This is a genomic window from Candidatus Nitrosopumilus sp. SW, from assembly GCF_006740685.1.
In the GTDB taxonomy this organism is placed as follows: domain Archaea; phylum Thermoproteota; class Nitrososphaeria; order Nitrososphaerales; family Nitrosopumilaceae; genus Nitrosopumilus.
Genome location: NZ_CP035425.1, coordinates 140,734 through 164,839, shown reverse-complemented (window position 1 = coordinate 164,839; position 24,106 = coordinate 140,734). Strand labels below are relative to the sequence as shown.

Below are 24,106 nucleotides of genomic sequence, written 5' to 3'. Positions count from 1 at the left end.
GATTGATGAACACAATAGATGCATTTGAAAAAGACATACATCTTCAAGTTGATTTTCTAAAATCTTTTAAAAAACAAAAACCTATTTCTAAATCTCTTCAAAAAAATACTATTTTTACAGGTAGTGGTGACTCATTAATTTCATCATTACTTGCTGAATCTTTTTCAGATGGATTGATAAAAGCAATGGATCCTTTGGATTTGTACAAAAACAAGCATTTGATAAAATCAAAACATGTCTATTTTGTTTCAATTTCTGGAAATACCATTACTAATATCAAAACTGCAAAATTTGCAAAAAAATCAATTGCAATTACTTCAAAATCTGACAGTCGACTAGCCAAAGCATCTGATGGTGTAATCTTGCTAAATTCTCCAAATAATGATGTGTTTACTGCAGGTAGTCTCTCCTTTTTAGAAAGTGCACTTACGTGTATTTCCCTAGTCAAACCTATCTCTATTCACAAACCAGATGTGCTTTTTAGAAAAACAAAATGTTATTCTAAAAAAATCAAGATATCAAAAAAGGTCTATGTTCTAGGTAATCTCTTGACATATCCTCTTGCAATGTTTTGTGCAGCAAAATTTTATGAAGTAATGGGTTATGATGTTCATTACTCTAGGATAGAGCAATTTTCCCACATGGAATTGTTTTCTGCAAAAAGTGGTGATACTGTAATAATTTTTGAAGAAAAAAACCCCCACAATAAACAACTGGCCAAAAACCTAAAGAAAATTGGAATTAATGTAGTTCACCCCAATCTGCCTTCTGAAAAATTATCCCAGATACTTTACTGCACATTTCTTTCCCAGTTCCTTGCACTAAATGAGGCAAAAAAGAAACGGAAAAAGGACTGTCATTTTGTCGCTGCAAAAAATATTCGTAATGTAAGCAACCAAATGATCTATTGATCTTTTTGTTTTGATAAGGTTTAATAGCTGAATCCTAGGGTTTGCGAATATGGTAAAATTCAAGTCAACTAGCGACGTTATGAAAATTATCAAAAATAAGGATCAGATCCGAAACTTTGGTGTAATCGCACATGTTGACCATGGAAAGACTACCATGAGTGACAGCCTTTTAGCTTATTCTGGAATCATTGCCCCATCTGCTGCTGGTAAAGCACTTGCTATGGACTTTGATAAAGAAGAGCAACAAAGAGGAATTACAATTTATCAAGCAAACGTTACTTTGCTCTTTCAACAAAAAGACAAAGAATATGTCATTAACATGATTGACACTCCTGGACACGTAGACTTTAGTGGAAGGGTAATTCGTAGTCTTAGGGCAATTGATGGTGCAGTAGTTGTTTGTGATGCAGTTGAAGGCATCATGACTCAGACTGAAACTGTCACTAGAATGGCACTTGAAGAGAGAGTAAAACCTGTATTGTTTATCAACAAAGTAGATAGACTCATCAAAGAACTCCGTTTAACTCCTGAAAAAATGCAAGCACAACTTGCAGAAGTAGTTTCTAACTTTAACCAATTAATTGATACTTATGCAGAACCTGAATACAAAGAAAAATGGAAAGTCTCTATTCAGGATGCAAGCGTAACATTTGGTTCTGCAAAAGACAGATGGGCAATTAACGTTGATTTGATGAAAGAGAGAGGAATTACATTCAAAGATGTTATTGATGCATATGAAAATGAAAAGGTTGCAGACCTAGTTGAGAAAGCACCTTTAGCTGATGCAGTACTTGGAATGGTTGTAAAACATCATCCTGCTCCTAAAGATGCAGTAAAGTACAGAATTCCACAAATTTGGAAAGGTGATTTAGATTCTGATGTTGGAAAAGCATTACTTGCATGTGATGATTCTGGTCCAACAATCATGATGATTGTAAACATGGTATTAGATCCTGCAGCAGGTCCTGTTGCAATTGGAAGATTATTCTCTGGAACTATCAAAGACGGTCAAACAATTAACATCATAGATGAAAAACGTGAAGGAAGAGTTCAATCTGTAAACTTTTTCATGGGAAACCAAAGAGAACAAGTCGGAGAACTTGGAGCTGGAAACATTCCTGCATTATTAGGATTAACTGAAGCAAGAGCAGGTAACACATTATCTTCTGTTAAAGACATTCCAATGTTTGAAGGTGTCAAATATGTTTCAGAACCAGTTGTTCAAGTTGCAATTGAACCAAAACATCCTAAAGATTTACCTAAACTAGTTGAAATTCTCAGACAGTTAACCATTGAAGATCCAAATCTTATTGTAAAGATTGATGAGGAAAGTGGTGAAACTATTGTTGCCGGAATGGGTGTTTTGCACTTGGATGTTGCAACACACAGAATTCAGGATGCAAAATGTGAAATTGTTACTTCTGAGCCATTAATCAACTACAGAGAGACTGTCAAGGCCGGATGTGAACCAATCATGGCAAAATCCCCAAACAGACACAACAAGATTTTCATGAAAGTCGAACCATTGGAGCCTGAAATTGCCCATATGCTTAGAACTGGTGAAATCAGTGATATGAAAGACAAAAAAGTCGTTGCAGATTTACTCAAAGGTGCAGGATGGGATACTGACACAATCAAGAGAGTTATGAAATTTGATTCTCGTGGTAATGTTTTGATTAACGGAACAAAAGGTGTTCAATTTGTTCAAGAATCTACTGATTCTATTAATTCTGGTTTTGATGAAGTGATGAAAGAAGGTCCTCTATGTAAAGAACAGATGAGAGATTGTAAATTTACCTTTACTCACTTTGTTCCTCACGAGGATACTGCTCACAGAGGTTTGTCTCAATTAGGACCTGCTTCACGTAGAGCATGTATGGGTGCACTACTAACTGCAGGAACTGCTGTCTTGGAACCAACTTTAGCAATTGAAGTTCGTGTACCAACTGATTTAGTTGGAAATGTTGCAACAGTTCTTTCTGGTAAACGTGGTAAAGTTCTTGATATGTCCCAAAAAGGTGCATCAAGTATTGTTACTGGAGAAATTCCAGCCTCTGAAACATTCACTCTATCTGAAGAGATGAGAGGTCAAACTGCAGGACGTGCAACATGGAATACCTCATTTAAAGAATGGACCGAAGTTCCAAAATCAATGTTGGCAACTGCTGTTGCTGATATTAGAAAGAGAAAAGGACTTGCTCCAGAACCTCCAAACGCCAGCGAATTTATCGATAAAGAGTAAAAATAGAAATCCCGTATTCTACGCGTAAATTTCTGACGGTTCTCGTAAAGTTTTAGAACATTCTTAAATTCATACAAAATTCTGATAATCATTGGACAGTTTCAAATTTTCAGTTGGAATTATTCTTTTGATAATTGCAGTTGTGATGTATTTTTACATTGAAGATATCAAAGATGACCGACTGGGATTTTTTGGAACTTCATCAATTGAAAAAATCACCAAAATGTGTGATTCAGGATGGGGGGATGCATTTGGTATTACTGGTCAATGCATGAAAGTTCAAGTGTTTTATTATTCTCCCTGGATTTCAGGGTTCTTTGGAGTTTTGTTTTTGGCAAAAGCCGGACCATACAGAGGATATAGGGGATATGGAGGTGCAGGCAGTCACAACCGCCAATTTAGAATGAGAAGAAGAACAAAAAAGAAAATCATGATACTTGTTCCAATAGGAATTGTCTTAGGATTAGGGTTGTTTGCATACATTAACTATGATATTACAATTGCAAATCAAAGAATAGATGACATTATTCCACCTGAGACATTTGAGAAAACACTTGCAGATCTATCAAAAGGAATCACAGAAAATATTCCCGTAGAGATTAAAGAAAGACCATGATGTTTTTAGACACCGCTTCTTTTATCTAATACTCATAAATTATGAAAATCATGAGAAATGTATTTTTCATCATTCTAATTATTAGCGGAATAGTTTTTACTAGTACAAGTTTTGCTTTTGCAGAAACTTATTCCAGAACTACTAGTTCATCACTATTAGTGGATTTAGGTCCATTAGACATTGTTGCAAAATATGATCTAAGATTCAACATTATTACTCCTTCTGAAATTGAGGCAGGAGATGTTGTTGAAATTACACTTGTGCCAAAATCAAGTACTGTTACATCAACTGTAACCTTTGATGGAGATAAAGTAGGTACGTTTCCTGCAGATTTAGTTTTAGGCCAAGAAGCAACCTTTGGAATTCCTGGAGGATATGGAATCGGGTTATTTGCAGATTCAAGAGCTCATGTATTGCCCAAAGTATCAGGCCCTGCCTACATCGTTTCAAATGATTGGATTTCACTTGATAGTATGACTGCAAAAACATTTCGTGTTTCAGTAAATGAAAATATTAGAAATTACGATTCAATAACTCTGGATATCAATACCCTTCTTGATACAGAATTTGGTGCAAACTTGAATGTGGTTTTGTTTAATCAAAAATTAGCATCTGACACATATCGATTAGAACCGTCTCCAAACATGAAAGTTACTATCCCATTAAAGAAAACAGTGTTTACAAATCTATCATTAGATGTTCGTGATGGAACATGTCAAGGATGTATTCAAGTAAAACCTACTTTGACAGATGAAAATGGCAATAAAGTTCATTCAACAAGTATTGCAATTTCTGTAGACGGAAGATCATCTCAATCTGGACTCACAACCAATCAATGGTCTTGGAATTTCAGTCCTGGTTATGGAAGTCATCAAATCAAGGCTGAATTTTATGGTGAAAAAAGCAAATCAAACAAGGCAATAACATATATCAAATCAAGCGATTCACAAGGATTTACAATTAAAAAAGCAACAACACTCTCAAAACAAACATCTTCTAATTCATTATCAAGTGGTTTATCCTGTGGTTCGGGAACGTATGAGAAAAATGGTCAATGCGTTGCAATGGGACCTTTTGATGGATTGATATGGTTTTTTGAAGATTTATTCAGACAGTTTGGCTCTTCTTCAAAAAATACAATTGATTTAGATAATGATGGAATTGATGATACACGTGATATGTGTAATACAAAACCTGAAACATACAATGGTTACAAGGATGATGATGGATGTCCAGATTAAATAAGATATTTTTTAAAATTAACCATAATTTAGTATAGTGTATCGATATCTTCTATAACCTTATCTAAGACATTATGATTCTCATAATTATTGGATGATTACAACCCTGAAAATGTTCTTCACAATATTGTTTTGATGGAACAACAAGAGTTTGGAGAAAAGAAAAAATGGAAAGGAATCAAAAAGAAATTACAAAAAAATCAAGAACTTGACGAAGAGGAATATCATTATTATCGCCAAATAGGTGAAGAATACACTAGAGCACTAGGAAAAAAACGAGAATGGCAATTAGAAAAAATTCAGACATTGGAAGAACAAGGAATTGGACATAAAGAACGATGGGATGAATTAAGAGAGAAACTAACCAACAATGAGAATCTTTATGGTGTGGATTATGAATACCTTCTAGCCAAAATAAGAGAGTTTGAGCAAGGGGTTGTAACTACAACTTTGGATGTAGAGGGACGTGAAATTGTTGCATATCTTGGAATTGTTAGCGGTCAAACTGCAATTGGTTTAATGTTTCTCAAAGACTGGGTAATGGGATTAAGTGATACGTTTGGTGGACGTTCTGGGATCATGGAGAGAAACTTTAGAACTGCAAAAGATGAAGCAATAAAGCAAATGACAGAAGATGCAAGAAGAATGGGGGCAAATGCAGTAGTTGGAGTAAATGTTGCTTTTAATTCTGTAGAGGGAAAAAATAAACAAATGTTAATGGTGATAGCTACAGGTACTGCAGTAATTACAAGAACAAGAAAATGAATCTGGAAGATAAAGTTAAACTTCTAAAAGAAGACCTAAAAAAATTAGATGTTGAATTAAAGAAAATAGAATCTGCATGGTTTCAGAGTATTGATAGTTTTGATGCCTCAAACACCTCATCTGAGAAATAACATTCACATTATGTTAAGGACTCTTGGATTTTCTGAGTATCTGTAAATTGTCTGAATTGAGTAATTTTTCCATCTTGAATATGATACATGTGAGAAAACTCTACTTGAAATGATTTGCCGCTATTTGATATTCCTGAATATGTTCCAGTTACCATTACATGGTCTTTCATGTCTGTGAATTGTTCTGGAACTGCATGAAACTCTTTGAAATTAGACAACATCTTTGGAAAATACTCGTCAAATACTGCCTTTTTTCCGACATATGTGCCTCCACTTGGCATACCCTCAGCTAACTGCCACTGAATTTTATCATCACACAAATCAGTGCAGGTATTTTTGTCCTGATTCTTAAATGCATTATAGAATAGTTTGATCAATTCAACATTTGACATAACAGTTTTTTTGGATTTTCATTAATAATTTTTTTCGACAGTGATAAACCAAGTTGTATGGCAAAAATCATTCCTAAAATGGGTCTATCTACAACGAATAGATTCTAATTTTTTACAAAAATCCTTTGTTCTAAGGACAACCTTCACAATTATCTGAAATTATTCCGTTAAACTTTGCATATTGTGTGTTGGAATTTGTTAAATCTGCAAGTGTAAGGTCTGCATCAGTAAAGTCTGCTTGAACAAGTATTGCACTAGTCAAAATTGATCCTTCTAGATTACTTCCACTCAAATCTGCATTTGTCAAATCAACACCTGCGAGATTTGCAAATTTAATCTCTGTATTTGTAAATATGGAATTTTTCAAATTTGCACCTGCCAATTTGATTTTAGAAAGTATTGCTCCTGAAAAATCAGAGTTTGTCATTTTGTCATTTTCCAAATTCAATCCTGTCATGTCTGTGTGTTTCAAATTTACATTATCAAAATCAATCTGATTTAGATGTGCTCCTTCAAAGTTTGATTTAGACAAATCTGAATTTGTAATTGTAATTGTATCTAGATTTGCATCCTTAAAGTTAACATACTTTGCAATTGAATTTTCGATAATTGCATAACGCATATCAGCTCCTTGCATATCAGCTCCCGTCATATCTGAATCTGAAATCTGTGAAAAACTCATATCAGCACCTTCTAGATTGACATCGACAAAATTAACATTAGAAATTACACTGTCTTTTAGATTAATTCCTTCTAATGAGACATCTGTGAATATAACATTGCTCAAAGTTGAATTGTTCATCATTGTATTTTTAAAATCTGATTTTGAGAAATCAACACCAATCAATTTTACTCTTTGTAGGTTGGAACTCTCCAAATTAGAGTCTGAAAGATCAATGTTTTCTAAAACTGCATCTGATAAATCTGCAAATCTCAAATCTGAATTATTAATTTGAATTTCTGATAGAGACTCGCCTGATAAATTACATCCAATTAAATTTGAAAATGATTTAATTTTACAATCATTAACAAATCCCCTTACTTGTGATTCTGTAATTTTGACGTCTGTGAATACTGTGTCAGTTATTATTGCATTTGTAGTATTTGCACCATCAATTACTGAAAATGTCATATCTGCATTGCTCAGATCCGTATTTGATAAATCAGAATTACTCCATCTGGAATTTGTCATGTCTGCCCATCTGAAATCAGCTCCTCTGGCATCTGAGAAATCAAAGTCAGAATTTGCCAAATTAGCCTCAATAAACAGGGAATTTGATATGTCTGAACCTGTCAGATTTGCACCCGATAAATTAATTTTATTTAATTTCATGTCTGCCAAATTAGACTTCATCAGTTTTGCATTTGATAGATTGGCCTCTTCAAGGGTTGCATCTCTAAAGTCTACTCCATCTAGTTTGGCATTTTGGAAATTAACTAATCTAAAATTTGTATTTTCAAATCTGGCATTTGATAAATCAGCTCCTGTTAAATCTGCATTATCAAACATTGACCAACTAAGATCACTATCTTTTAGGATTGCATTTTTCAAATTAGTTTCATCTAATCTTGTTTGGCTAATTGTACTTTTGAGCAGATTAACTTTTTCAAGATTTGCATTTGTTAGAATGGAATTTTTCATTGTGATCTCTTTCAAGTTTGCATTCTGTAGATTTGTGTTTGATAGATCAACATTATCAAAAATCACCCCTTCAAAGTTAGAACCACTTAGGTCAGAATTTTTCAAAATAGTTCCCTTTAAAATTACATCTGACAAATTTTGTTTTGATAGATTCGTATCACTAAGATTGGTATTAGTAAAGTCCACATTGTGAAATGATGTCCATGTAAAGTCTTTTCCAGACAAGTCCGCCCCTGTAAAGTCTACATCAATTATTTTGGCACCAACAAAATTGACTTCTGATAAATCTAATCCTACAAATGATACTCCTGAAATGATTTTCTGATCATCTGTCATCAAAATACCTCCAAATCCTTTTGAAGGCTCATCAATTACGATGATTTTGTTTTTAATCATATATTCTAGGGCATTTTTTAACTCTGTATCTGTCATCATTCCTTCTGCCCAAAATTTTATGGTGGTCTTTATCCACTCTGGAAATATCTCAGAATCTATTTGAGCAAAACCAGGAGTTACAAATCCTATCAAAATTAATGCCGAAACTGTAATTGTTGCCCCTCGAATCACACAGATCGGATTTTTTTCTTGAATTTAAATATAAAACAGATTTTCGCCTATTTTTCAATCAGGCTTGATTTTAAATCTCTGAGCATATTCTTTGAACATGCCCCATGTCTTTTTTGCATGCATCGATGATTTTTTGTTGAATTGCTTCTTTCTGCTCACTAGTTAATTCCTGCGTGCCCATCTCACAATCTGTCTTTCCTTCTTGGATCTAAATGTATGTGCCAAATTTTTTTACACAATTTGCCCTAATCTTTTGTGCCTGCCGGAATTTTTTAATAGTTGACCTACCTATAATAGGTTGACCTAGATACAATGAGTCAATCTGAGCCTACCCTAATGACATATGAGCGTGAAAGAATAATTCTAGAACACATCAAAGAAAATCCCCAACTACACCATAATGCTCTCTTGAAACTTGTTGTTCCAAAATTTATGGCAAAGACCACGTTTGAGAAGACTCGCGATTCTCTTATTGAAAAAGAAGTCATTTTTGTAAATTCTGAAAAAAACATGAAATTTTATCACATTACTGAAAACTATGCCCATAAAGCTGCTCAACACATAGAACAAACAACAAACAACTCTTTTCATGATCTAAAAATGCAGATCAAGCGACTAGAAACTGATTTTCCTCATAAAGACATTGATGAAAAGATACACATCTCAAATTTGCTTTTGAAACAACTACTTCAAACCGATAACGGGTTTACAATTCTAGATTCCATAAAAAATCCTAAAAAAACACTGTATCGTGATGAACACTTGACCATTCAACAGTTAATTTACCAAGTTTATGAAATAATACAACACGACAAGGATTCTGAATTATTACTTCCGACAATTACCAGTTTTCTAGGAGTTATTGTACCCAAAAAATCCACTAGATAAATCCTAAATTCTTTAGTTATTTATTCAGGTTCATTTTAGATGATTCATGGGATTACTTTACACAAAATTTTACATGGATTTTGATGACAGTGATTGGACTCAAATTTCAAACAATCCCATCATCTTTCAGACAAAAAAAGAAAATGTCTCTTTGGAGATAGATGATGCTTCTCATAATTTTTACAAACTTAATTTCAAAAAGGGTGGAAAAATTCAGATGTTCCGAGTTACTGGAAGATTCAGATTAACTTGGGATGATGATGATGTATTTGACTAGTAAAATTATAATGGGATATCTTTGAATCATCGGTATGTCATTAGAGGAAAAAGTTTCTAAAATTTTAGAAAATTTTGAAGATACACCTTCAAGTGAATTTATTGACGTCTTAAAGCAAATTCAACCTCAGTTTAAGAGTAATTTGACATCTGAATACCTTGATGGGAAAATACAAAAAATCTCTGATGCTGAAGATGAATCTGAGAAAAAGAAACAATGCAAAGCATTAATTCCTTACTTGGATTGGTATTTGCAAGGACTCTGAAACTATTCAGAATATTCTTTTATTTTCTTTAATGCTGTTTTTATAACATCTAAATCATTTCTTGCTGCTTCTAAATCTCCAACTAGTTTTACAAAATACTCGTGCCCTGTATTTTGTGCTTTGTCAATATCTGATTCATAACACATCAATGCTTTTTCAAAAAATGGAACTTCTGCACTTAAATTTTTGACTGCCTGAATGTCATTGATGCTATTTTTGATCTTTTCAACTACTTCATCTATTTTTGGAACTGTTTTCATTGCTTGTTGATTTAAAACTGATGCAAACATTGCTGCTGAATCTTTCAGTTCTGGACTTTGTCCAATAGTTCTTAACCTTTTTCGATAATGCTCTAATGATTTTAAGAGAATCTCATACCCTCCTTCATCTTTGAGAAAAATTGCACCCATCCATACTTTATCTGTCATATCTCAAATTGAGATTGATGTGATATAATTTAGTTGTCTCAATATTCCAAATTCAATATTATTTCTCAAGTTATTTTTTGGATTCAAAATTTTCTTGAATTGGCGGTTGGTTTCGGCTAATCAGATATAGCAAAATCCCTGCTACGCCAACTCCAATTCCACTAAGGCCTACAAATGTTCCAATGTTCTTGATTAATCTCAGAGTAGGTTCTGTTTGACCTAATTCTATTGAATAAAACATTACCAATCCTGCCAAAAACATGCCTCCTCCTACAAGGATCATTGGAATTCCTGTCTTCATACTGGGTAGTTGATTTTCTAATTAATAAATCACCTAAAATTTATGCACAGGTGAATTATTTTTAAAAAGTTATTTTTACTAGATTAGAACAAAATCAACCACAGGCAAATAATATGTCCCAATTGACTCTGTCTCAAACAATTGAAAATGTCCAAGCCCTAATTGATTCTGGAAATGGTGACTCGGGAAGATTATACTATATACTTGAATGTCTAAAAAATAATCGCCATCTATATCGTTCTGATCAAAACTATCTTGAAAAAAAACTAGAATCACCAATCAATCTTGAAGAAAAATCAGAGTCTTCTGCTGAAAGTTATTTTTTACCAAAAATCCAGGAATTAATCAATTCTGGAATCGGTGATCCAGGAAGATTACAACATATCTTTGATATGATTTCAAATAACAAAACTTTGTATCATTCTGATGCTGCCTATCTTGAATCAAAACTTAATGAACCAATTCCTCAACAACAAGTAGAAACTAAAATTATTTCTGAACCAAAAAAACCAGAATTTGTCTCTACCCCTCCTCCTAAACCTGAATCTGAACCCAAAATTAATCGAGGAACAATGCCAAAAGGTTGGAATGCTACTCCTGATTATACCGAAGTAGAAAAGATTTCAAATGATATTCGTAAAGAAGAAGAAAAAATCAATAAACAAAAATTAATTTCAAATGAAATTGATGCTCATCGCTCAAAATTAACACAATTAATGTCTCACAGAAAAGAATATGAGCAAAAAGTAACTCAAGAAAAAGCAACACTTGAAGCACAAATTCAAGAAGAGAGACTCAAAATTGAAACCCAAACAAAACTATCTGAGGAAATCATCGCACAAAAAGAAGAATTAGCAAAAGTCAAAAAAGAAAGAACAAAAATTATCAAAAATATCAATTCTGAAAAAACAAAGATTACCAAAGAACTCTCACAACAAAAAAGACAGTTAGTTCAAGCACAACTTGAACAAGAGAAAATTGAAAAACAAGTTGAAACAGAACAAATCTTGCTTGCAAAGATGATTGAAGAGCAAAAATCTCGTCTACTTGAGCAGGCATCAATTGCAAATGAAATTAAATCAAAACAAAATGAATTGGAGAATGCAAAAAAAGATTACGAGATTATTGTTTCTCAAGTAAATGCAGAAAAAGCAAAATTTGCAGAGTCTGAAAAACTCAAAAATTTGATAAAATCTAAAGAGGCTGATTTGATTAAAGCAAAAGAAGAACGACTTAATCTCATTAATACTATATCTGAAGAAAAAGAACTGATTACTAAAAAGGCAAAAGAAGAAAAAGAGCGACTAAAATCCCAAGAAAAACTTGCAAAGCAACTAAAACAAGAAGAAAAAGCATACGAGTCTCTTAAAAAGAAACGTGAAAAGACAGAGCAACAAATCAAACTAAAAAATCAAAAACTAAAAGAAAAACAGCAGAAATTAAAGCAACAAATCTCTGCTAAAGACAAGAAATTAAAATCTCTAAATGAGAAGATTTCTACTAAAACTACCAAAAAGCCTACTAGTAAAACAGTAAAAAGAACAAAGAAAAAATCATCTTAGCTTTATTGTTATCTCTTCACCGTTTCCTATCGGTGATGTTATTGTTCTGACATTTTGGTTTGATCTAATGTATGATGAATATTTTTTCATATCTTCTTTGTATTTTTCAGGATATAGCATATTATCTGTAATAATTACCCCTCCAACTGACACTAGAGGTAAAACCATCTCGAAATATTTGATAACATTTTCCTTATCAGCATCAATTAACACAAAATCAAAAAATTCTTTGTATTCTTCTTTCAAATTAAACTCTTGTAGTATTTGCATTGCCAATCCTTCATGTATGGTAATACTGTCTAACACATTTGCTTTTTGAAAATTTTCTTTTGCCCTGTTGATCTTTTTTGGGTTTTGTTCTATTGTTATAATTTTACCCTGATTCTCAACAATTGCTTCAGCGCACCATATTGTGGAATATCCTACTGACATTCCAACCTCTAAGACATTTTTTGCATTTTTTAGGCGTAGTATCATGTTTAGGAGTTCACCTGTTTCTTTTGTTATTGCTAACATCCTTTCATCTGCTGGAACATCTACCTGTCTTGATTTTTCTAATGATGATTGATTTTCTAATTCCTCTAAAACTTTGAAAATCGGTTTGTTCATATTTTCTATAGGTATGCAAAACCTCTTCCTGTATTAGTTATTCTAAGATCGTGTATTATTTTTATTAGATTATATTTGCCTGAGAATGGCACCATTGTGTATGGCAGCAAAGAAAATCGATCTTCTTGAAACCGTTCAAAAAATTATCAATTTAGATTCTAAAATGAGATTTGCTGCAATTATTGACTCTAAAGGTAACATACGAGAAGCAATCATGAAAACAGGTAAAACAAATCTCAAATCTCAAAAAGAAGAAGAGCACTTTTGTAAGCAAGTTGCCCAAAGACGTGCTATGAGAAAAGAATTTGATAGGTCTCTTGGGAAGGTTCGATACGTACATGTTGAAAGAGAGAAAGTTTCTCAAATGGTAGTATATGCCAAAAGAAACATCATTTACTTTACAATGGAGCCTGAAATGCCAATTGATACAAAAATTAGACTAATTACAAAAATCAAAAAACTTACCATAGGTCTATAACAAAACTCAAACTGCTTGTTTTTACATAGTCATGACTTTTCAAAAATATCTTGGTGACTCTAAGATGTTTGAATATGACAAACACTATCGTAATTGCCAACAATTTGACAAACCATTCATCAAAGCAAAGATTAATCCTCAACATGGAAATTATTTTGTTCAAATCGATTTGATGCCATGCAATTACAAATTCTCAAAAAATGATGAGAAAACACTGAAGGAAATGGTAAAACATGAAAATGCCTTCTTAAAATCAAATTCTGAGCCTGAATTACAGGGATTTAGCATTACTTCTGAACTTGCTTGGTTTGACGGCATTTCTATAAAAAATCTTGATTCTTTTTGTAACGAACTTTATGATATAACTCAATCCTAAAACCTGATCAAATTTTTTAATATTTTATCTATTACTTTGAGTTCTTCCTTTCTTTCTTTGATTGTAGTTTCGTTCCATTTTTTAGCAAATTCTGATTTTTGATCCAGTTTTTCTAACTCTCTGATGTATTTGATAAGATGGATCTTATAGTCATGTAGTAAATCCAAATGTTTGTTATGGTTATTTTCTGTTGGAGTTGGCATTTTTAGTCATCTGTAATGTCTGGGAACATTTCTTTAATTCTTATCTTATCTTTTTCCATAGCTTCTATCCTCTTTTCAAGGTGATTTTTAATCACAGGATCATTTTCTTGTTTTTCCTCTTCTCTGATATCTTCAATTGTTTTTGTCAATGATTTGAAATATTTGATGTGCTTTTGTTTTGATTCTTTTGATGTATCTTCTTCTTTTATGTCCACAAAATGGTCTTTTTTTTGTAAAATAAGTATTTGGTGTTTTAATATTCTTATTTACTTATGTTCATACAAATTTTTCTAAAAAACTAAACAAATTTTTAGATTTTCTCTAACGTCTCTTTTATTCTACTAATTTGATGATTTTTTATGGTCGATATTAGGTGCGACGAATGTGGTTTTGACTGTGATTACTCAATAAATGGGGAAATGGAGCAAGTAGTTTTTTCATATTGGAATCATATGGCAAAAGAACACGGAATAGAATATTCTCCTGGAACCTTGGGTAGCTATATCAAAAAGAGGATTTTGACGCAAATAAACTCATAAACATATTTGGGCTCAAAACAGAATAAAAAATAGATTTTGCAATGCATGTCATGCTATTTTTGCTGGATTCTATCAAATCCTGCAGTAAACGGGTATGACTATCGTATTCTCAAAGTCTGCCTTACATGTGTTCCTGAATTGCCTTTGATAATTTTACACTAATATTGAAATCAAATTTAGTTTAATTATGAAAATTCTTGTTGATGAAAATCTAGATGGGATGGATGATCGTCTTAAAGAACACGGATATGATGCACTAAGTGTTAGAAAATTACAAAAGGCTGGAGAAAAATTAGGTTCTGATTATTCTATTATCAACTATGCTAGAAAGAATGACTTGATTATTGTTACAAAGGATACTGAATTTAGAAAGGCAAGTGAAGAAAATGATTTTCCACTGATTCTTCTTGATGATGAAGAAATTCTCAAAGTAATTATTGAAAAACTAAAAAATTTTAGTTAATATTTTTTGCATCTATGTGAGAAATTCTCAAATTTGCTAAAACCTCATTTAGAAACACATCTTCTGGTTGATGTGAGATGTTTGTCATAATTGCTTGCCAGCAATCATCAATTTTTCTATTAATTTGTGGAAACATTTTGTCTTTTCTAAATGTTGGATAAAATGATAATAGTTTCATAATCCCATCAGTTGACTGAACAATTTGTATTAGATGAATTACTGATCTTAGTCTTTCATGAAATGAAAAATTTTCTGTCTTACTAATTGCCTCAAAGTTTTCTATCTCATCATAAATTGTCTTTACTTCACTGTGTAGATTTTTTAGTTGATTATTTACTGACTCGTATAGATTTACTAGTTCATATTCAATATGTGCTCTACTGTGAACTTTTTTTTCAATATCTCCTGATTCTACTAGTGCACTGATTTCTCTGTATACTGTTTTTTCATTTCCCACCTTTTCAATAACCCTCTTTGCTAATTCGGTACCTCTGGTTTTTCCGTTCTCATTTAGAATTCTGATGATTTCTATTCTGATTATCTCTGAATTTTTATCCATAATTTTCACTGTTTTTGATATTTTGCTATGACTTTGCTTTGACCCATTTCACTAATCTCTTTTGCTAGTTGTTCTAAGATCTCTATTCCTTTTTTGATAGGCTCTTTTGGAATATTCTTGTTTTCTAATTTTTGTTTCAAGACTAGTTTTTCATTGTTTACAAAACTAATCAAACTAACCTCTTTTCCCATGTTTAGATTGATGAAAAAATCTACATATTCAGAAGCGCTGTTAATACCCATACTAGTTATCTTTTCTTCTTGTATTTGTTTGAAACACTATTAGATTAAAATAATTTCAAAACTCTGTATTAATATGGATAAATGTGACAGACGTGTTCGAGCGTACAAGAACGGAAAAACACTTGATGAATGCAAAGAGATTGCAGAATCACTTAATCCTAATTTTAAAGATCAAATTGAACAAAATGGAAGAGTTTTGTGGTCTCAAATTTTAGAACAAGTTGATCATGATGAATTAATTTACAAATTCACTCTCAAGTTTTTGCGACGAGATGGCTATGATATTGGAAACTGGAAACGTCCTCATGTAAGGAAATTTAATCACTGGTTTACATAAATTAGATTTTGCAACTTCCATCAGGGTTACGTAACTTTTTTGCCATGATGTATGGCGTGACTAAAAGAATTGGTATTGATACTGCAATTAGCAGTGTCTGTAATTGTGCTAATGCAAGAGATAATGCAATTCCACTTGCTGTTCCAATGAATAATGAGAAAAATGTGCCTGCACAAGTCGGACATGCGATAAATGCACCTACAATTGCACCAATTCCACTCATACCACTTCCTTGTTTGGAAAATGTGTATGCGCTAATTGCAATTGTTGTGTTTAATGCAACTAAATATGAAACAATTACTTGTAACACCAAGTTTATTGGAATTATTTGTAATCCCACATGTTCAGTAAGATAAATGATTATCTTTGGCATGTATCCTAATTCCCCACAACAAGGTGCAACAAATCCTGATGGAATCTCTGCACCGTAATGTATTGAAAAGGTGACTTCTGGTTGATACACCAGTGTTCCTGACACAAGCGCAAAAAATATGCCATATCCTACAAAAGTTGCCACGAAAATTTTTCTTGATTTTTTGTTCCAAGTAACTAATGCAATTATTGTTGAGAGGTTTTTTTCATTCTTTTCTATCTTACCTTTATGGTATCTGTACATTCCAAGAGCAATTGCTCCAAATGATGCTAGTAGCGCAATGTAAAAGATGTATGCAATTCTTTGAATCACTTCAATTGCACTAGGTGTTAGTAATTCTGAATCCTGATATCTTGAATAAATTATGAATAATAGCGCAATGGAAACAAATCCTAATACAATTAGTTTTTTGCCTTTACTAACTGAATTTGTCTGGTCCATGATGCTGTCTTTTTACCATGAGATTAAATTCTATCTTAACTTAATCTGGGCACAAAAATGTATATGATTGCAATTATTTCGAGTCTTCCAAATATCATCAGGAATCCTAAGACAATTTTTGTTGCAGGATCAGTATCAAAATCAATTACTCCTGCAGATAGTCCTCCTGTAGTTATTACTCCTGCAGCCTCAAAAAACGCGTCCTGGTAAGGCACATCTTCTGTCTCTGCAAGATGTAGTCCTGTGATGGCTGATATTAACGGAAATAGTCCTATAATGATTAATGTGGATATGATTTCTTTTTTTGTTTGTATTGAAAGTTCCTTTCTTTTTACATTGTTGAAAAATGATCTGCAATCTTTGAGATGGAATAATCTGAAAATCTTTAATCCTCCTGCTGTTGAAAAACCACATCCTCCAATGAACATCAATGTGATTAAAATTGCATGAGCAAATCCTCCTAATCCTGCTAAACTTTGTAGTTGAAGTCCTGCAGTAGTGCTTGCAGAAACAGAATAAAATGTACTTTCTAATGGCTCCAATCCACTTATTCCGATAAACAATGCTGTTGCACCTCCTAAAATTGCAAAGTATGTGAGAACTTCTTTTCCTAATTTTGGTGCAAGGAATTTCTTTCTTACAAATGCGTAATGGAATGTAAATGGCAATGCTCCTAGTATCATTGCTCCCATCAAAATCACTTCTTCTTGCCATCCTAGACTTTCAATGATAGTTGATGATGGAACAAAACCTCCTGTAGCAAGCGTACTCATAGCTAATGAAAAGTCATCAAGTAGATTCTCTTGACCAAAGAAATACAAAAGCATTGCAACAATTACAATGTATACTGCAAAGATGACAGTAATTGTTGAAAATAGTTCTTTCATGTGAAGAGTTCTACCGGAAATAAAACCACGCATTGATTGTAATTTTGATTCTGGATAAAATGCTGTAATTACCAGATAAATGAAACTCATTCCTCCTACAAGTTGTGTGTAACTACGATAGAATGTGAAACTCTGAGTAAGTTCTTCCTCTGGTGTGTGAAATAGAGATATCCCTCCTGTTGTGAATCCTGCTGCACTTGAAAAGAATGCATTTCCAAATACTTCTACTCCTGATTCTTCACCTGGTAGAACATACAGATACGGAACCGTTCCAAACAAAGACAGCAAAAACAGGCTAGAAAACACCAGTATCGATGCCTGTTGTAGATTTAAACTCGCTTTTTCTCCATATGAGTTCAAAAAGAAACCTGTGACTAGTAACAGAACTGTTGTAAGATAAATTCCTGTAGCCGTTGTAGTATCTTCTAAAATTGTTGCAACAATTGCTGGAACCAGTAACAATACTCCTGCAAATTGCAAAACAAATCCTAGATTGCCCAGCACTGCTTTTACTGGTGGACTCAATAATCGTGGCTCTGATGCAGTTGCATCTCTTATTACATTTGCAATTGTTGTTTGAAAAACCATTCCAATTACTTCGTTCTTTTTTGATATGACTGGTAATTTCCTAATACTGTTATCTCTCATTTTATGTAATGCATCTTGCAATGTTGATTTTTCATTAATTGTAACAAGTGGTGTTGTCATGATGTCCTTTAGTTTGGTAGCTTCAGCATATACTGTAACATCACTTACTTTACTTAGAATATCCTCATCTGTAACAATTCCAACTGGGATTCTATTTTCATCTGTAACAACAATGTCGTCTGTTTCATAGTGACGCAACATTCTAGCTGCTTCTCTAGTTAATGTATTCTGACTAAGAATCAAAACGTCTTTGTCCATGTACTCTGTTACTGATTTGTTTAGAACATATGATACAGCACGTTCTGGATTTGTCGACATTAAGCTACCCTTAGTTAGGGATTTTAAATAATTTGGGGTTACGCTTCAGATTTGATCGTTTAAAAAAAATTTACCTTGGTTAAATGATCTTAATTGATCTCTTAATTTTGCTATCTTTATAAGCACTGAGCGTGAAGTTTATGCGTATAATGGATATCAATCAAGCACAAGAGCCTGATTACGAATCGGTAAAAATTGATTATGTTGGATTTGTTGACCCCTATGCTGTTGAAGGCATGGTGATTCTAAAGTCTGATAATGGAAAAGAATTTCACATGAGAGCCTTTTCTGGCGAAGTTGCAAAACATATCTCAAGTTTTGGTGATGAGAAAGGTGGCGAAACTGCTCCTTCGATTTACAAAATGATTGAAGATATTTGCGAAGAAAATGAATTGGTTCTAGTTAAAGTCAAAATCTATGAAAGCGGTGAGGTTTTACGAGCAAATCTATACTTTACAGGCAAAAAAGACCTTGTTTTGAGAAACTATCGTGCATCTGATGCCATGGCACTTGCTGCATACTATAATATTCCAATTTTAGTTAGAAAAACTCTCCTAAAAGAAAGCATGGAAGCTGAAACCTGATATTAGAACAGTTTTTCTCCTAGTTTGATTGTGGTTTATCATGAATGAGCAAGAACAATTAATGGACAATCTACTAAATGTGGATCTTGAAATAATTGATGTTGTAAGGGAATTACATCAAGGAAATTGGGATTCTGATTCTCACAAAAAACAAGTCGGTGATTTGTTAAAAATTCGAGATGAGATGGTTCAAAAATTAATGGCAGCAAATGGCGAAGGTCATCAATGTGATTGTGGTCATGATCATCATCACGAGTGACTAGTTTTCAAAAAAATTATCTGGAAACATTTTCTTTATTCTATCTAATTCTTCTTGATACTTTGTGATTTTTGCATCCAATTCCAATATATTTTCTTTTGACGCATCTTCTTTTTGCTTTTCTAAATTTTTGATCTGATTGGAAATTGTTTTGTACATTATGGAGTACTCTGGAAATTTTTCAGGCAGTTTTGCCATTAGCTAGATTAAATATCCAACTTACTAATACTCGTTATGAAGATTACAACATTTCTTGTATTTTTGATAACTTTGAGTAGTGGTATGGCTTTTGCTGACCCTGTATCTTCTGAAATCCCTTCTGGGGAAAAAACTCACTATGTTGATGAACAAATTATGATCATGGCTGACATCTCAAATAATCAAGACATTTCTCAGAACTTTGCATATTTGACACAAGTAAAAAATGATCAGGGTGTTGTAATTTCGCTATCGTGGTTAACTGGGTCACTGTCTCCAAGACAATCATTTTCTCCATCTCAATCCTGGACTCCAACTGAATCTGGAACTTTTCATATCCAAGTTTTTGTCTGGGAAAGTGTAGATAATCCGGAAGCACTATCTCCCCCACTTTCTATGATTGTATATGTTGAGAATAGAAGTACTTGATTCAAAATTCTGCTTCATAATTCGGCAAACTCATCATCATTCAGTGATTAGCTTAGTTGTCGGTTAATCATCAGCAAATTATGTTGTTTGTTAATAGTATATTATTATTCATATGTCAGGAACCTTTTTGATACTAGTATTTCCTTTTTAGATATGGTAAATTTTGAAAAACTATACAAAAAAGTTGCGTTACAAGTAATTGATAGGTGCCATGGTGCAATTAGAATAAAAAAGCGTGGAAAAATTATTCAAGTTTATGATCCAAAACGTCACATGTGGAGTGATGGTTTAGTCGGATTGATAATAAAAGAAGAATGCAAACTTGCTAATCTTCGAGATTGGGAGATTGCAAATGTTAGAAGACATATCATTGAAGAATTACTGTCAAAATCTGAGGACTAATAAGCCACTTTTCTAATTAAATGAGGCTCTTTGAGCATTATTGTATCGTCTTTTCTTGAGGATAGTTCTACTTGTTTTAGATTCAAATTTGTAACTACGATTAATGCCTCACAACGAGTACAAAGAATTGTTTTTCCATCTGATCTTTCTTCTCGGATCACATCTCTTTCTAATCTATCTTCTTTCTCACAAGTTGGACACAGTTTTGGCTCTTTTGCGATTGTGATTATTTCTTTGACAAAGATGGTTCTACCCATATTTTCCTATTTGTAATCACCCCTTTATTTTTTTAAATTAACTATTCTGATTCTGCCAATTTTTGTGAATGCGACATGTCTTTTTTTGTAACTTCTCTTATGATATTCTCCAAATTTGTAATGTATTCATCCTGACAATTCAAAGAACAAAATTTTTGCCTGACATCTATCAGATCATTCCCACAATTCTTACACTTCACAAAGGAAAAAACTTGGATTTAGTTATAAAGAAAAGATGAAAAAAATCCTGGTGCTAACAAATTTTTCTCCGGAAAAGCATTATTTTGTTAATTGGTATCAGCAATTCAATTTCAAGTGTCAAACCGTTTTAATCACCTGAAATTAGAACGAATGGTATTCAGTATATTTCCAATCTAACCAATTAACAAAATCCAAATAATTCATTTTGAAAATATGTTTTTGTATGTGGTTTGTTTAACTAAAATTTTATAATATTTTTGGATCTTTCTTGTAATTTTTCACACTAAATCTTAAATAGTAAAATTTCCTATAGTAATTGATGTCGTTAGTTAAAAAATCTAACGAATAAACCGCGTAGCCCCGCAGAACGTTAAAGGCCATCAAACGTTTAGACGTTTGACCACGAGAGGGAATCTCTCAAAGTTCTGCAATTTGGGGTTGCGCCTTTTTAATTTCTAAAAATTATTTTTTCCACGAAAATTTTTCTATGTAACTATTTCATCTAATCTGTCTTCTTCTTGTGCTCTTTTGATTTCCATGGCAATTCTTCTGCCAACTCCAAATGTTTGACCGTATTGGTATTTTGTGTATGGGCTGGTTGTTGCAACAATAGGATTTCCTGGAACTCGTAATGATACATCATATACAATTAATTCCAAATCTTTTGTTATTACGCTTTGGAGTGAGAATGGCCCAATGATTCCTGGGGCGTATTCTTTTTTGACTGCTTTTACAAACTTGTCTCCTATTTTGAGTACCTTTTCTAAGAGTGATTCTCTAATGCTTGCAGGTGTGTGGCCTACTTCGATATTTTGCAAATCTATATCGATATCTAATTGTTGTTTTGCAGGTAATGCATTGAAATCCATAATGTTTGTTTGTAATCTTCTCTCAATTCCAATGAAATCCACTTGGTCTGAAATCGGAGTGTGGAAGAAATTAAAATTCATGTATGTTCCAATTGCCAATTCTTCAATACTTGCTTTTTCTAGGTCTTTTCTTGCTATCACTCCTTGTTTGATCTTTTCTTCGGATTTTGTAACATAATCTTTGTAAGATGATACTGTAAAAAATGCTCTTTCTAGTGGTCTGTTTTTTTCTTGTACTTTGACAATACAAGGTTTGTTAATTCTCTTAGGATCCTTGAATAATTTTGGATATTTTATTCTGGCTTTTTCTAAAAGATAGTATTGCCCTTTCTTTGCAGTTCTTTCTTCTGCTTGAAACAACTTTCTGTTTCCGAAGATTGGAACTTTGAAAGAATTCTCAATTGTCTTGTATCCTAGATATACTGTGAGGGAACGATGTGGTACAATAATCGTATTTGACTCTCGTAACTCTTTTTGGATTTTGGCTGATGCCATCTCTTTGAATTTATCTAATACTGTAATTTCATCTGCAATTCTATTAAATCTCTGATAGGGTCCCTCTCTGCCTTTTTGGCAAAACACTCTAGTTTGGAAATCCTCATCTTTTGCACCATCCATTATTTCTAGTGCTGAATGGCTTCCAAGAACGCCTATTTTTACATCTGAGTACTCATTAACAATTTTCTTGATCTCAGAACTCTTTATCACATAATGCCTTGAAATTAGGATCTAATATAGCTAATTTTCAATTTTTAGGATCGGACAAAATCGCAAGATTTTTCTGAAATTGGTGTTTTTCATAACCGTGCTGTATAGTTTTGAATTGCAGATGGCTGGCGTAATTCTGCTAACTGCAATGGCCGTTGGAGGAATCAGCCTTTGGTTAAAACGACGAAAAGAAAGAAAGGAGCTTGAAACCTCTTTCAAAAATGACGAGCCTCCTATCTAGTGCTAATGATACAATTCTATCTAATACATAAAATACTCTACATTCTAATCTAAATTATTGAAACTAATAATTGGGATTACTGGAAGCACTGGAGTTATCTATGGAATTCGGATGCTTGAGATTCTAAAAAAATTAAACATTGAGACTCATTTGATAATGTCTGAATGGGGTGCAAAATGTATTCCCATGGAAACTGAATTCACCGTAGACTATGTAAAATCTCTTGCAACTAATGTTTCTGATGAAAAAAATATGGCTGCAAGTGTTTCTAGTGGAACTCATAGAATCGATGGAATGATTGTTGCTCCCTGTAGTATGAAAACCTTGGCTGCAATTGCTAACGGATATGATGACACACTTGTTGCACGTGCAGCTGGTGTTACAATCAAAGAATCTAGAAAATTAATTTTAATGGTTAGAGAAACTCCATTATCTGCAATTCATCTAGAAAATATGTTAAAACTTTCAAGACTTGGTATTGTTATTTTACCTCCCGTGACTGAATTTTATACCAAACCTCAATCAATTGATGATATTGTAAACCATGGTGTAGGAAAATGCTTAGACCAATTTGACATTGAACATAATTTATACCCTAGATGGGGCACTTCCTAAATTAATTGCCACAATTCTCTTTTGAAAAAACATGTTCTTCTGATAGAAACACTGTCTACAAAATTTTCTCCGATTATGAAAACTATCAAAAAACATTTCCAAAGTTTTTTCCATCAATTAGAATTCGTTCTATCAGAGATAATGTTGCAGTAGTTGAGGAACATCTGAATTTGGGGGATGATGAATTAGTAATTATGGCAAAACATGTAACTGATGAACCTGTATTGCACGATGTCTTTGTAATTGGAGGTGATGCCAAAGGCTCTCACATCCAAGAACAATTCATTGAAACACCTCATGGCACAAAAATTCTAGTTAATGTGGATTTGAAATTAAAGGGAAAAATGAAAATTGGTAGTATGTTTTCTAAAAATCGATATCAGCAAAACTATGAAGAAATTATAGATAATTTTATAAAAATTGCTGAAAATTAGTCTGATTTTGCTTCTTTATCTTTGAAGTCTTTAAGTTCTTTTTCACCTTCGATCTTACCTTTCTCAAATTCTCCTTTAGCCTTACCGAAGGTTTTTGCTAATTCTGGAATTTTCTTGGCACCAAAAATTAACACTACAGCAATAACTATGATGAATATCCATTCTTGACCTGCAATGAAATTGGCTAAATTCATTCCAAACATTTCTG

At 32.8% G+C, this 24,106-nt stretch carries 36 protein-coding genes; 21 read left to right on the top strand and 15 right to left on the bottom strand.

The genetic code is table 11. The features are described from left to right. Window positions 1-5 precede the first annotated feature (5 nt). From Nisw_RS01075 to Nisw_RS09375, 6 genes are all read left to right on the top strand, one after another. On the top strand, window positions 6-911 hold the full coding sequence (locus Nisw_RS01075; RefSeq protein ID WP_141975736.1) for a sugar isomerase: 906 nt from the start codon (window positions 6-8) through the stop codon (window positions 909-911). A gap of 49 nt (window positions 912-960) precedes the next feature. Further along, the gene (locus Nisw_RS01070; protein ID WP_141975734.1) at window positions 961-3,153 is read left to right on the top strand and encodes an elongation factor EF-2; all 2,193 of its coding nucleotides are present in this window, start codon (window positions 961-963) and stop codon (window positions 3,151-3,153) included. A gap of 91 nt (window positions 3,154-3,244) precedes the next feature. Next, window positions 3,245-3,769, top strand: a complete 525-nt coding sequence (locus tag Nisw_RS01065; RefSeq protein ID WP_141975732.1) for a hypothetical protein — start codon at window positions 3,245-3,247, stop codon at window positions 3,767-3,769. Window positions 3,770-3,819: 50 nt separating this feature from the next. Further along, the gene (locus Nisw_RS01060) at window positions 3,820-5,010 is read left to right on the top strand and encodes a hypothetical protein (protein WP_141975730.1); all 1,191 of its coding nucleotides are present in this window, start codon (window positions 3,820-3,822) and stop codon (window positions 5,008-5,010) included. Between the two features lie 90 nt (window positions 5,011-5,100). Then, complete coding sequence (locus Nisw_RS01055) at window positions 5,101-5,775, top strand: YbjQ family protein (protein ID WP_221624834.1); 675 nt, start codon at window positions 5,101-5,103, stop codon at window positions 5,773-5,775. Next, window positions 5,772-5,906 carry a hypothetical protein gene (locus Nisw_RS09375; protein WP_255430799.1) on the top strand — a complete coding sequence of 45 codons (135 nt, stop codon included), beginning with the start codon at window positions 5,772-5,774 and terminating at the stop codon, window positions 5,904-5,906. Before Nisw_RS01055 ends, Nisw_RS09375 begins: the two co-directional genes overlap by 4 nt. An 8-nt stretch (window positions 5,907-5,914) precedes the next feature. Here Nisw_RS09375 and Nisw_RS01050 read toward each other — a convergent pair whose 3' ends face one another. Both Nisw_RS01050 and Nisw_RS01045 read right to left on the bottom strand, forming a co-directional pair. Continuing rightward, the gene (locus Nisw_RS01050) at window positions 5,915-6,298 is read right to left on the bottom strand and encodes a nuclear transport factor 2 family protein (RefSeq protein ID WP_141975728.1); all 384 of its coding nucleotides are present in this window, start codon (window positions 6,296-6,298) and stop codon (window positions 5,915-5,917) included. A 130-nt stretch (window positions 6,299-6,428) separates the two neighbouring features. After that, window positions 6,429-8,507: a pentapeptide repeat-containing protein gene (locus tag Nisw_RS01045; RefSeq protein ID WP_141975726.1), complete on the bottom strand. Its 2,079-nt coding sequence runs from the start codon at window positions 8,505-8,507 to the stop codon at window positions 6,429-6,431. Window positions 8,508-8,819: 312 nt separating this feature from the next. Here Nisw_RS01045 and Nisw_RS01040 point away from each other — a divergent pair, with 312 nt between their 5' ends. From Nisw_RS01040 to Nisw_RS01030, 3 genes are read left to right on the top strand one after another with little or no spacing between them, the layout of a single operon-like run. Then, the gene (locus Nisw_RS01040) at window positions 8,820-9,395 is read left to right on the top strand and encodes a hypothetical protein (protein WP_141975724.1); all 576 of its coding nucleotides are present in this window, start codon (window positions 8,820-8,822) and stop codon (window positions 9,393-9,395) included. A gap of 46 nt (window positions 9,396-9,441) precedes the next feature. Then, complete coding sequence (locus tag Nisw_RS01035) at window positions 9,442-9,672, top strand: hypothetical protein (RefSeq protein WP_185736638.1); 231 nt, start codon at window positions 9,442-9,444, stop codon at window positions 9,670-9,672. Between the two features lie 34 nt (window positions 9,673-9,706). Further along, a complete protein-coding gene (locus tag Nisw_RS01030) occupies window positions 9,707-9,937 on the top strand; it encodes a hypothetical protein (protein ID WP_141975722.1) in 231 nt (76 codons plus the stop codon). Window positions 9,938-9,939: 2 nt separating this feature from the next. On the opposite strand, the gene Nisw_RS01025 is transcribed toward Nisw_RS01030, so the two are convergent. Then, window positions 9,940-10,365: a hypothetical protein gene (locus tag Nisw_RS01025; RefSeq protein WP_141975720.1), complete on the bottom strand. Its 426-nt coding sequence runs from the start codon at window positions 10,363-10,365 to the stop codon at window positions 9,940-9,942. Between the two features lie 70 nt (window positions 10,366-10,435). Beyond that, window positions 10,436-10,666, bottom strand: a complete 231-nt coding sequence (locus Nisw_RS01020; RefSeq protein WP_141975718.1) for a hypothetical protein — start codon at window positions 10,664-10,666, stop codon at window positions 10,436-10,438. A 113-nt stretch (window positions 10,667-10,779) separates the two neighbouring features. On the opposite strand from Nisw_RS01020, the gene Nisw_RS01015 reads away from it, so the two are divergent. Further along, window positions 10,780-12,228: a hypothetical protein gene (locus Nisw_RS01015; protein WP_141975716.1), complete on the top strand. Its 1,449-nt coding sequence runs from the start codon at window positions 10,780-10,782 to the stop codon at window positions 12,226-12,228. Here the strand turns inward: Nisw_RS01015 and Nisw_RS01010 are convergent. Further along, complete coding sequence (locus Nisw_RS01010) at window positions 12,220-12,837, bottom strand: O-methyltransferase (protein ID WP_185736637.1); 618 nt, start codon at window positions 12,835-12,837, stop codon at window positions 12,220-12,222. The genes Nisw_RS01015 and Nisw_RS01010 overlap by 9 nt on opposite strands. Before the next feature lie 100 nt (window positions 12,838-12,937). Between Nisw_RS01010 and Nisw_RS01005 the strand changes: the two genes are divergently transcribed. Beyond that, window positions 12,938-13,315, top strand: a complete 378-nt coding sequence (locus Nisw_RS01005; protein WP_141975714.1) for a DUF6659 family protein — start codon at window positions 12,938-12,940, stop codon at window positions 13,313-13,315. A 31-nt stretch (window positions 13,316-13,346) separates the two neighbouring features. Further along, window positions 13,347-13,691 (top strand): hypothetical protein, encoded by a 345-nt coding sequence (locus tag Nisw_RS01000; protein ID WP_141975712.1) that lies wholly within the window; start codon window positions 13,347-13,349, stop codon window positions 13,689-13,691. On the opposite strand, the gene Nisw_RS00995 is transcribed toward Nisw_RS01000, so the two are convergent. Together Nisw_RS00995 and Nisw_RS00990 are read right to left on the bottom strand one after the other, a co-directional pair. Next, complete coding sequence (locus tag Nisw_RS00995) at window positions 13,688-13,894, bottom strand: hypothetical protein (RefSeq protein WP_141975710.1); 207 nt, start codon at window positions 13,892-13,894, stop codon at window positions 13,688-13,690. The two genes, Nisw_RS01000 and Nisw_RS00995, sit on opposite strands and share 4 nt — an antisense overlap. Before the next feature lie 2 nt (window positions 13,895-13,896). Continuing rightward, window positions 13,897-14,109: a hypothetical protein gene (locus tag Nisw_RS00990; RefSeq protein ID WP_141975708.1), complete on the bottom strand. Its 213-nt coding sequence runs from the start codon at window positions 14,107-14,109 to the stop codon at window positions 13,897-13,899. 144 nt (window positions 14,110-14,253) lie between these two features. Between Nisw_RS00990 and Nisw_RS00985 the strand changes: the two genes are divergently transcribed. Then, window positions 14,254-14,433, top strand: coding sequence for a DUF1059 domain-containing protein (locus Nisw_RS00985; RefSeq protein ID WP_141975707.1), 180 nt, complete (start codon window positions 14,254-14,256; stop codon window positions 14,431-14,433). A gap of 187 nt (window positions 14,434-14,620) precedes the next feature. Continuing rightward, complete coding sequence (locus Nisw_RS00980) at window positions 14,621-14,896, top strand: DUF5615 family PIN-like protein (protein WP_141975705.1); 276 nt, start codon at window positions 14,621-14,623, stop codon at window positions 14,894-14,896. Here Nisw_RS00980 and Nisw_RS00975 read toward each other — a convergent pair. Together Nisw_RS00975 and Nisw_RS00970 are read right to left on the bottom strand one after the other, a co-directional pair. After that, window positions 14,889-15,455: a hypothetical protein gene (locus Nisw_RS00975; RefSeq protein WP_141975703.1), complete on the bottom strand. Its 567-nt coding sequence runs from the start codon at window positions 15,453-15,455 to the stop codon at window positions 14,889-14,891. The genes Nisw_RS00980 and Nisw_RS00975 overlap by 8 nt on opposite strands. A 5-nt stretch (window positions 15,456-15,460) precedes the next feature. Beyond that, the gene (locus Nisw_RS00970) at window positions 15,461-15,697 is read right to left on the bottom strand and encodes a hypothetical protein (protein ID WP_141975701.1); all 237 of its coding nucleotides are present in this window, start codon (window positions 15,695-15,697) and stop codon (window positions 15,461-15,463) included. A gap of 73 nt (window positions 15,698-15,770) precedes the next feature. Between Nisw_RS00970 and Nisw_RS00965 the strand changes: the two genes are divergently transcribed. Then, window positions 15,771-16,034 (top strand): hypothetical protein, encoded by a 264-nt coding sequence (locus tag Nisw_RS00965; protein WP_141975699.1) that lies wholly within the window; start codon window positions 15,771-15,773, stop codon window positions 16,032-16,034. A gap of 1 nt (window position 16,035) precedes the next feature. On the opposite strand, the gene Nisw_RS00960 is transcribed toward Nisw_RS00965, so the two are convergent. Together Nisw_RS00960 and Nisw_RS00955 are read right to left on the bottom strand one after the other, a co-directional pair. Beyond that, a complete protein-coding gene (locus tag Nisw_RS00960) occupies window positions 16,036-16,848 on the bottom strand; it encodes a hypothetical protein (protein ID WP_141975697.1) in 813 nt (270 codons plus the stop codon). Between the two features lie 35 nt (window positions 16,849-16,883). Continuing rightward, window positions 16,884-18,701 (bottom strand): CBS domain-containing protein, encoded by a 1,818-nt coding sequence (locus tag Nisw_RS00955; RefSeq protein ID WP_141975695.1) that lies wholly within the window; start codon window positions 18,699-18,701, stop codon window positions 16,884-16,886. Window positions 18,702-18,850: 149 nt separating this feature from the next. Between Nisw_RS00955 and Nisw_RS00950 the strand changes: the two genes are divergently transcribed. Then, window positions 18,851-19,285 (top strand): bifunctional nuclease family protein, encoded by a 435-nt coding sequence (locus Nisw_RS00950; protein ID WP_141978425.1) that lies wholly within the window; start codon window positions 18,851-18,853, stop codon window positions 19,283-19,285. Window positions 19,286-19,325: 40 nt separating this feature from the next. Continuing rightward, a complete protein-coding gene (locus Nisw_RS00945) occupies window positions 19,326-19,544 on the top strand; it encodes a hypothetical protein (protein ID WP_141975693.1) in 219 nt (72 codons plus the stop codon). Here Nisw_RS00945 and Nisw_RS00940 read toward each other — a convergent pair whose 3' ends face one another. Further along, window positions 19,545-19,742 (bottom strand): hypothetical protein, encoded by a 198-nt coding sequence (locus Nisw_RS00940; RefSeq protein ID WP_141975691.1) that lies wholly within the window; start codon window positions 19,740-19,742, stop codon window positions 19,545-19,547. 36 nt (window positions 19,743-19,778) lie between these two features. Between Nisw_RS00940 and Nisw_RS00935 the strand changes: the two genes are divergently transcribed. Both Nisw_RS00935 and Nisw_RS00930 read left to right on the top strand, forming a co-directional pair. Then, entirely contained in the window at window positions 19,779-20,171 is a 393-nt protein-coding gene (locus tag Nisw_RS00935; protein ID WP_141975689.1) for a hypothetical protein, read from the top strand. Window positions 20,172-20,324: 153 nt separating this feature from the next. Beyond that, entirely contained in the window at window positions 20,325-20,573 is a 249-nt protein-coding gene (locus tag Nisw_RS00930; RefSeq protein WP_141975687.1) for a hypothetical protein, read from the top strand. Here the strand turns inward: Nisw_RS00930 and Nisw_RS00925 are convergent. Continuing rightward, window positions 20,570-20,830, bottom strand: a complete 261-nt coding sequence (locus tag Nisw_RS00925) for a hypothetical protein (RefSeq protein ID WP_141975685.1) — start codon at window positions 20,828-20,830, stop codon at window positions 20,570-20,572. The two genes, Nisw_RS00930 and Nisw_RS00925, sit on opposite strands and share 4 nt — an antisense overlap. A gap of 686 nt (window positions 20,831-21,516) precedes the next feature. Next, window positions 21,517-22,608 carry a formate--phosphoribosylaminoimidazolecarboxamide ligase family protein gene (locus tag Nisw_RS00920; RefSeq protein ID WP_141975683.1) on the bottom strand — a complete coding sequence of 364 codons (1,092 nt, stop codon included), beginning with the start codon at window positions 22,606-22,608 and terminating at the stop codon, window positions 21,517-21,519. A gap of 298 nt (window positions 22,609-22,906) precedes the next feature. Here Nisw_RS00920 and Nisw_RS00915 point away from each other — a divergent pair, with 298 nt between their 5' ends. Together Nisw_RS00915 and Nisw_RS00910 are read left to right on the top strand one after the other, a co-directional pair. Next, entirely contained in the window at window positions 22,907-23,464 is a 558-nt protein-coding gene (locus Nisw_RS00915; protein WP_141975681.1) for a UbiX family flavin prenyltransferase, read from the top strand. 5 nt (window positions 23,465-23,469) lie between these two features. After that, window positions 23,470-23,898, top strand: coding sequence for an SRPBCC family protein (locus Nisw_RS00910; protein WP_141975679.1), 429 nt, complete (start codon window positions 23,470-23,472; stop codon window positions 23,896-23,898). Here Nisw_RS00910 and Nisw_RS00905 read toward each other — a convergent pair. Continuing rightward, window positions 23,895-24,101 carry a twin-arginine translocase TatA/TatE family subunit gene (locus Nisw_RS00905; protein WP_012215156.1) on the bottom strand — a complete coding sequence of 69 codons (207 nt, stop codon included), beginning with the start codon at window positions 24,099-24,101 and terminating at the stop codon, window positions 23,895-23,897. The genes Nisw_RS00910 and Nisw_RS00905 overlap by 4 nt on opposite strands. Between the last annotated feature and the right edge of the window lie 5 nt (window positions 24,102-24,106).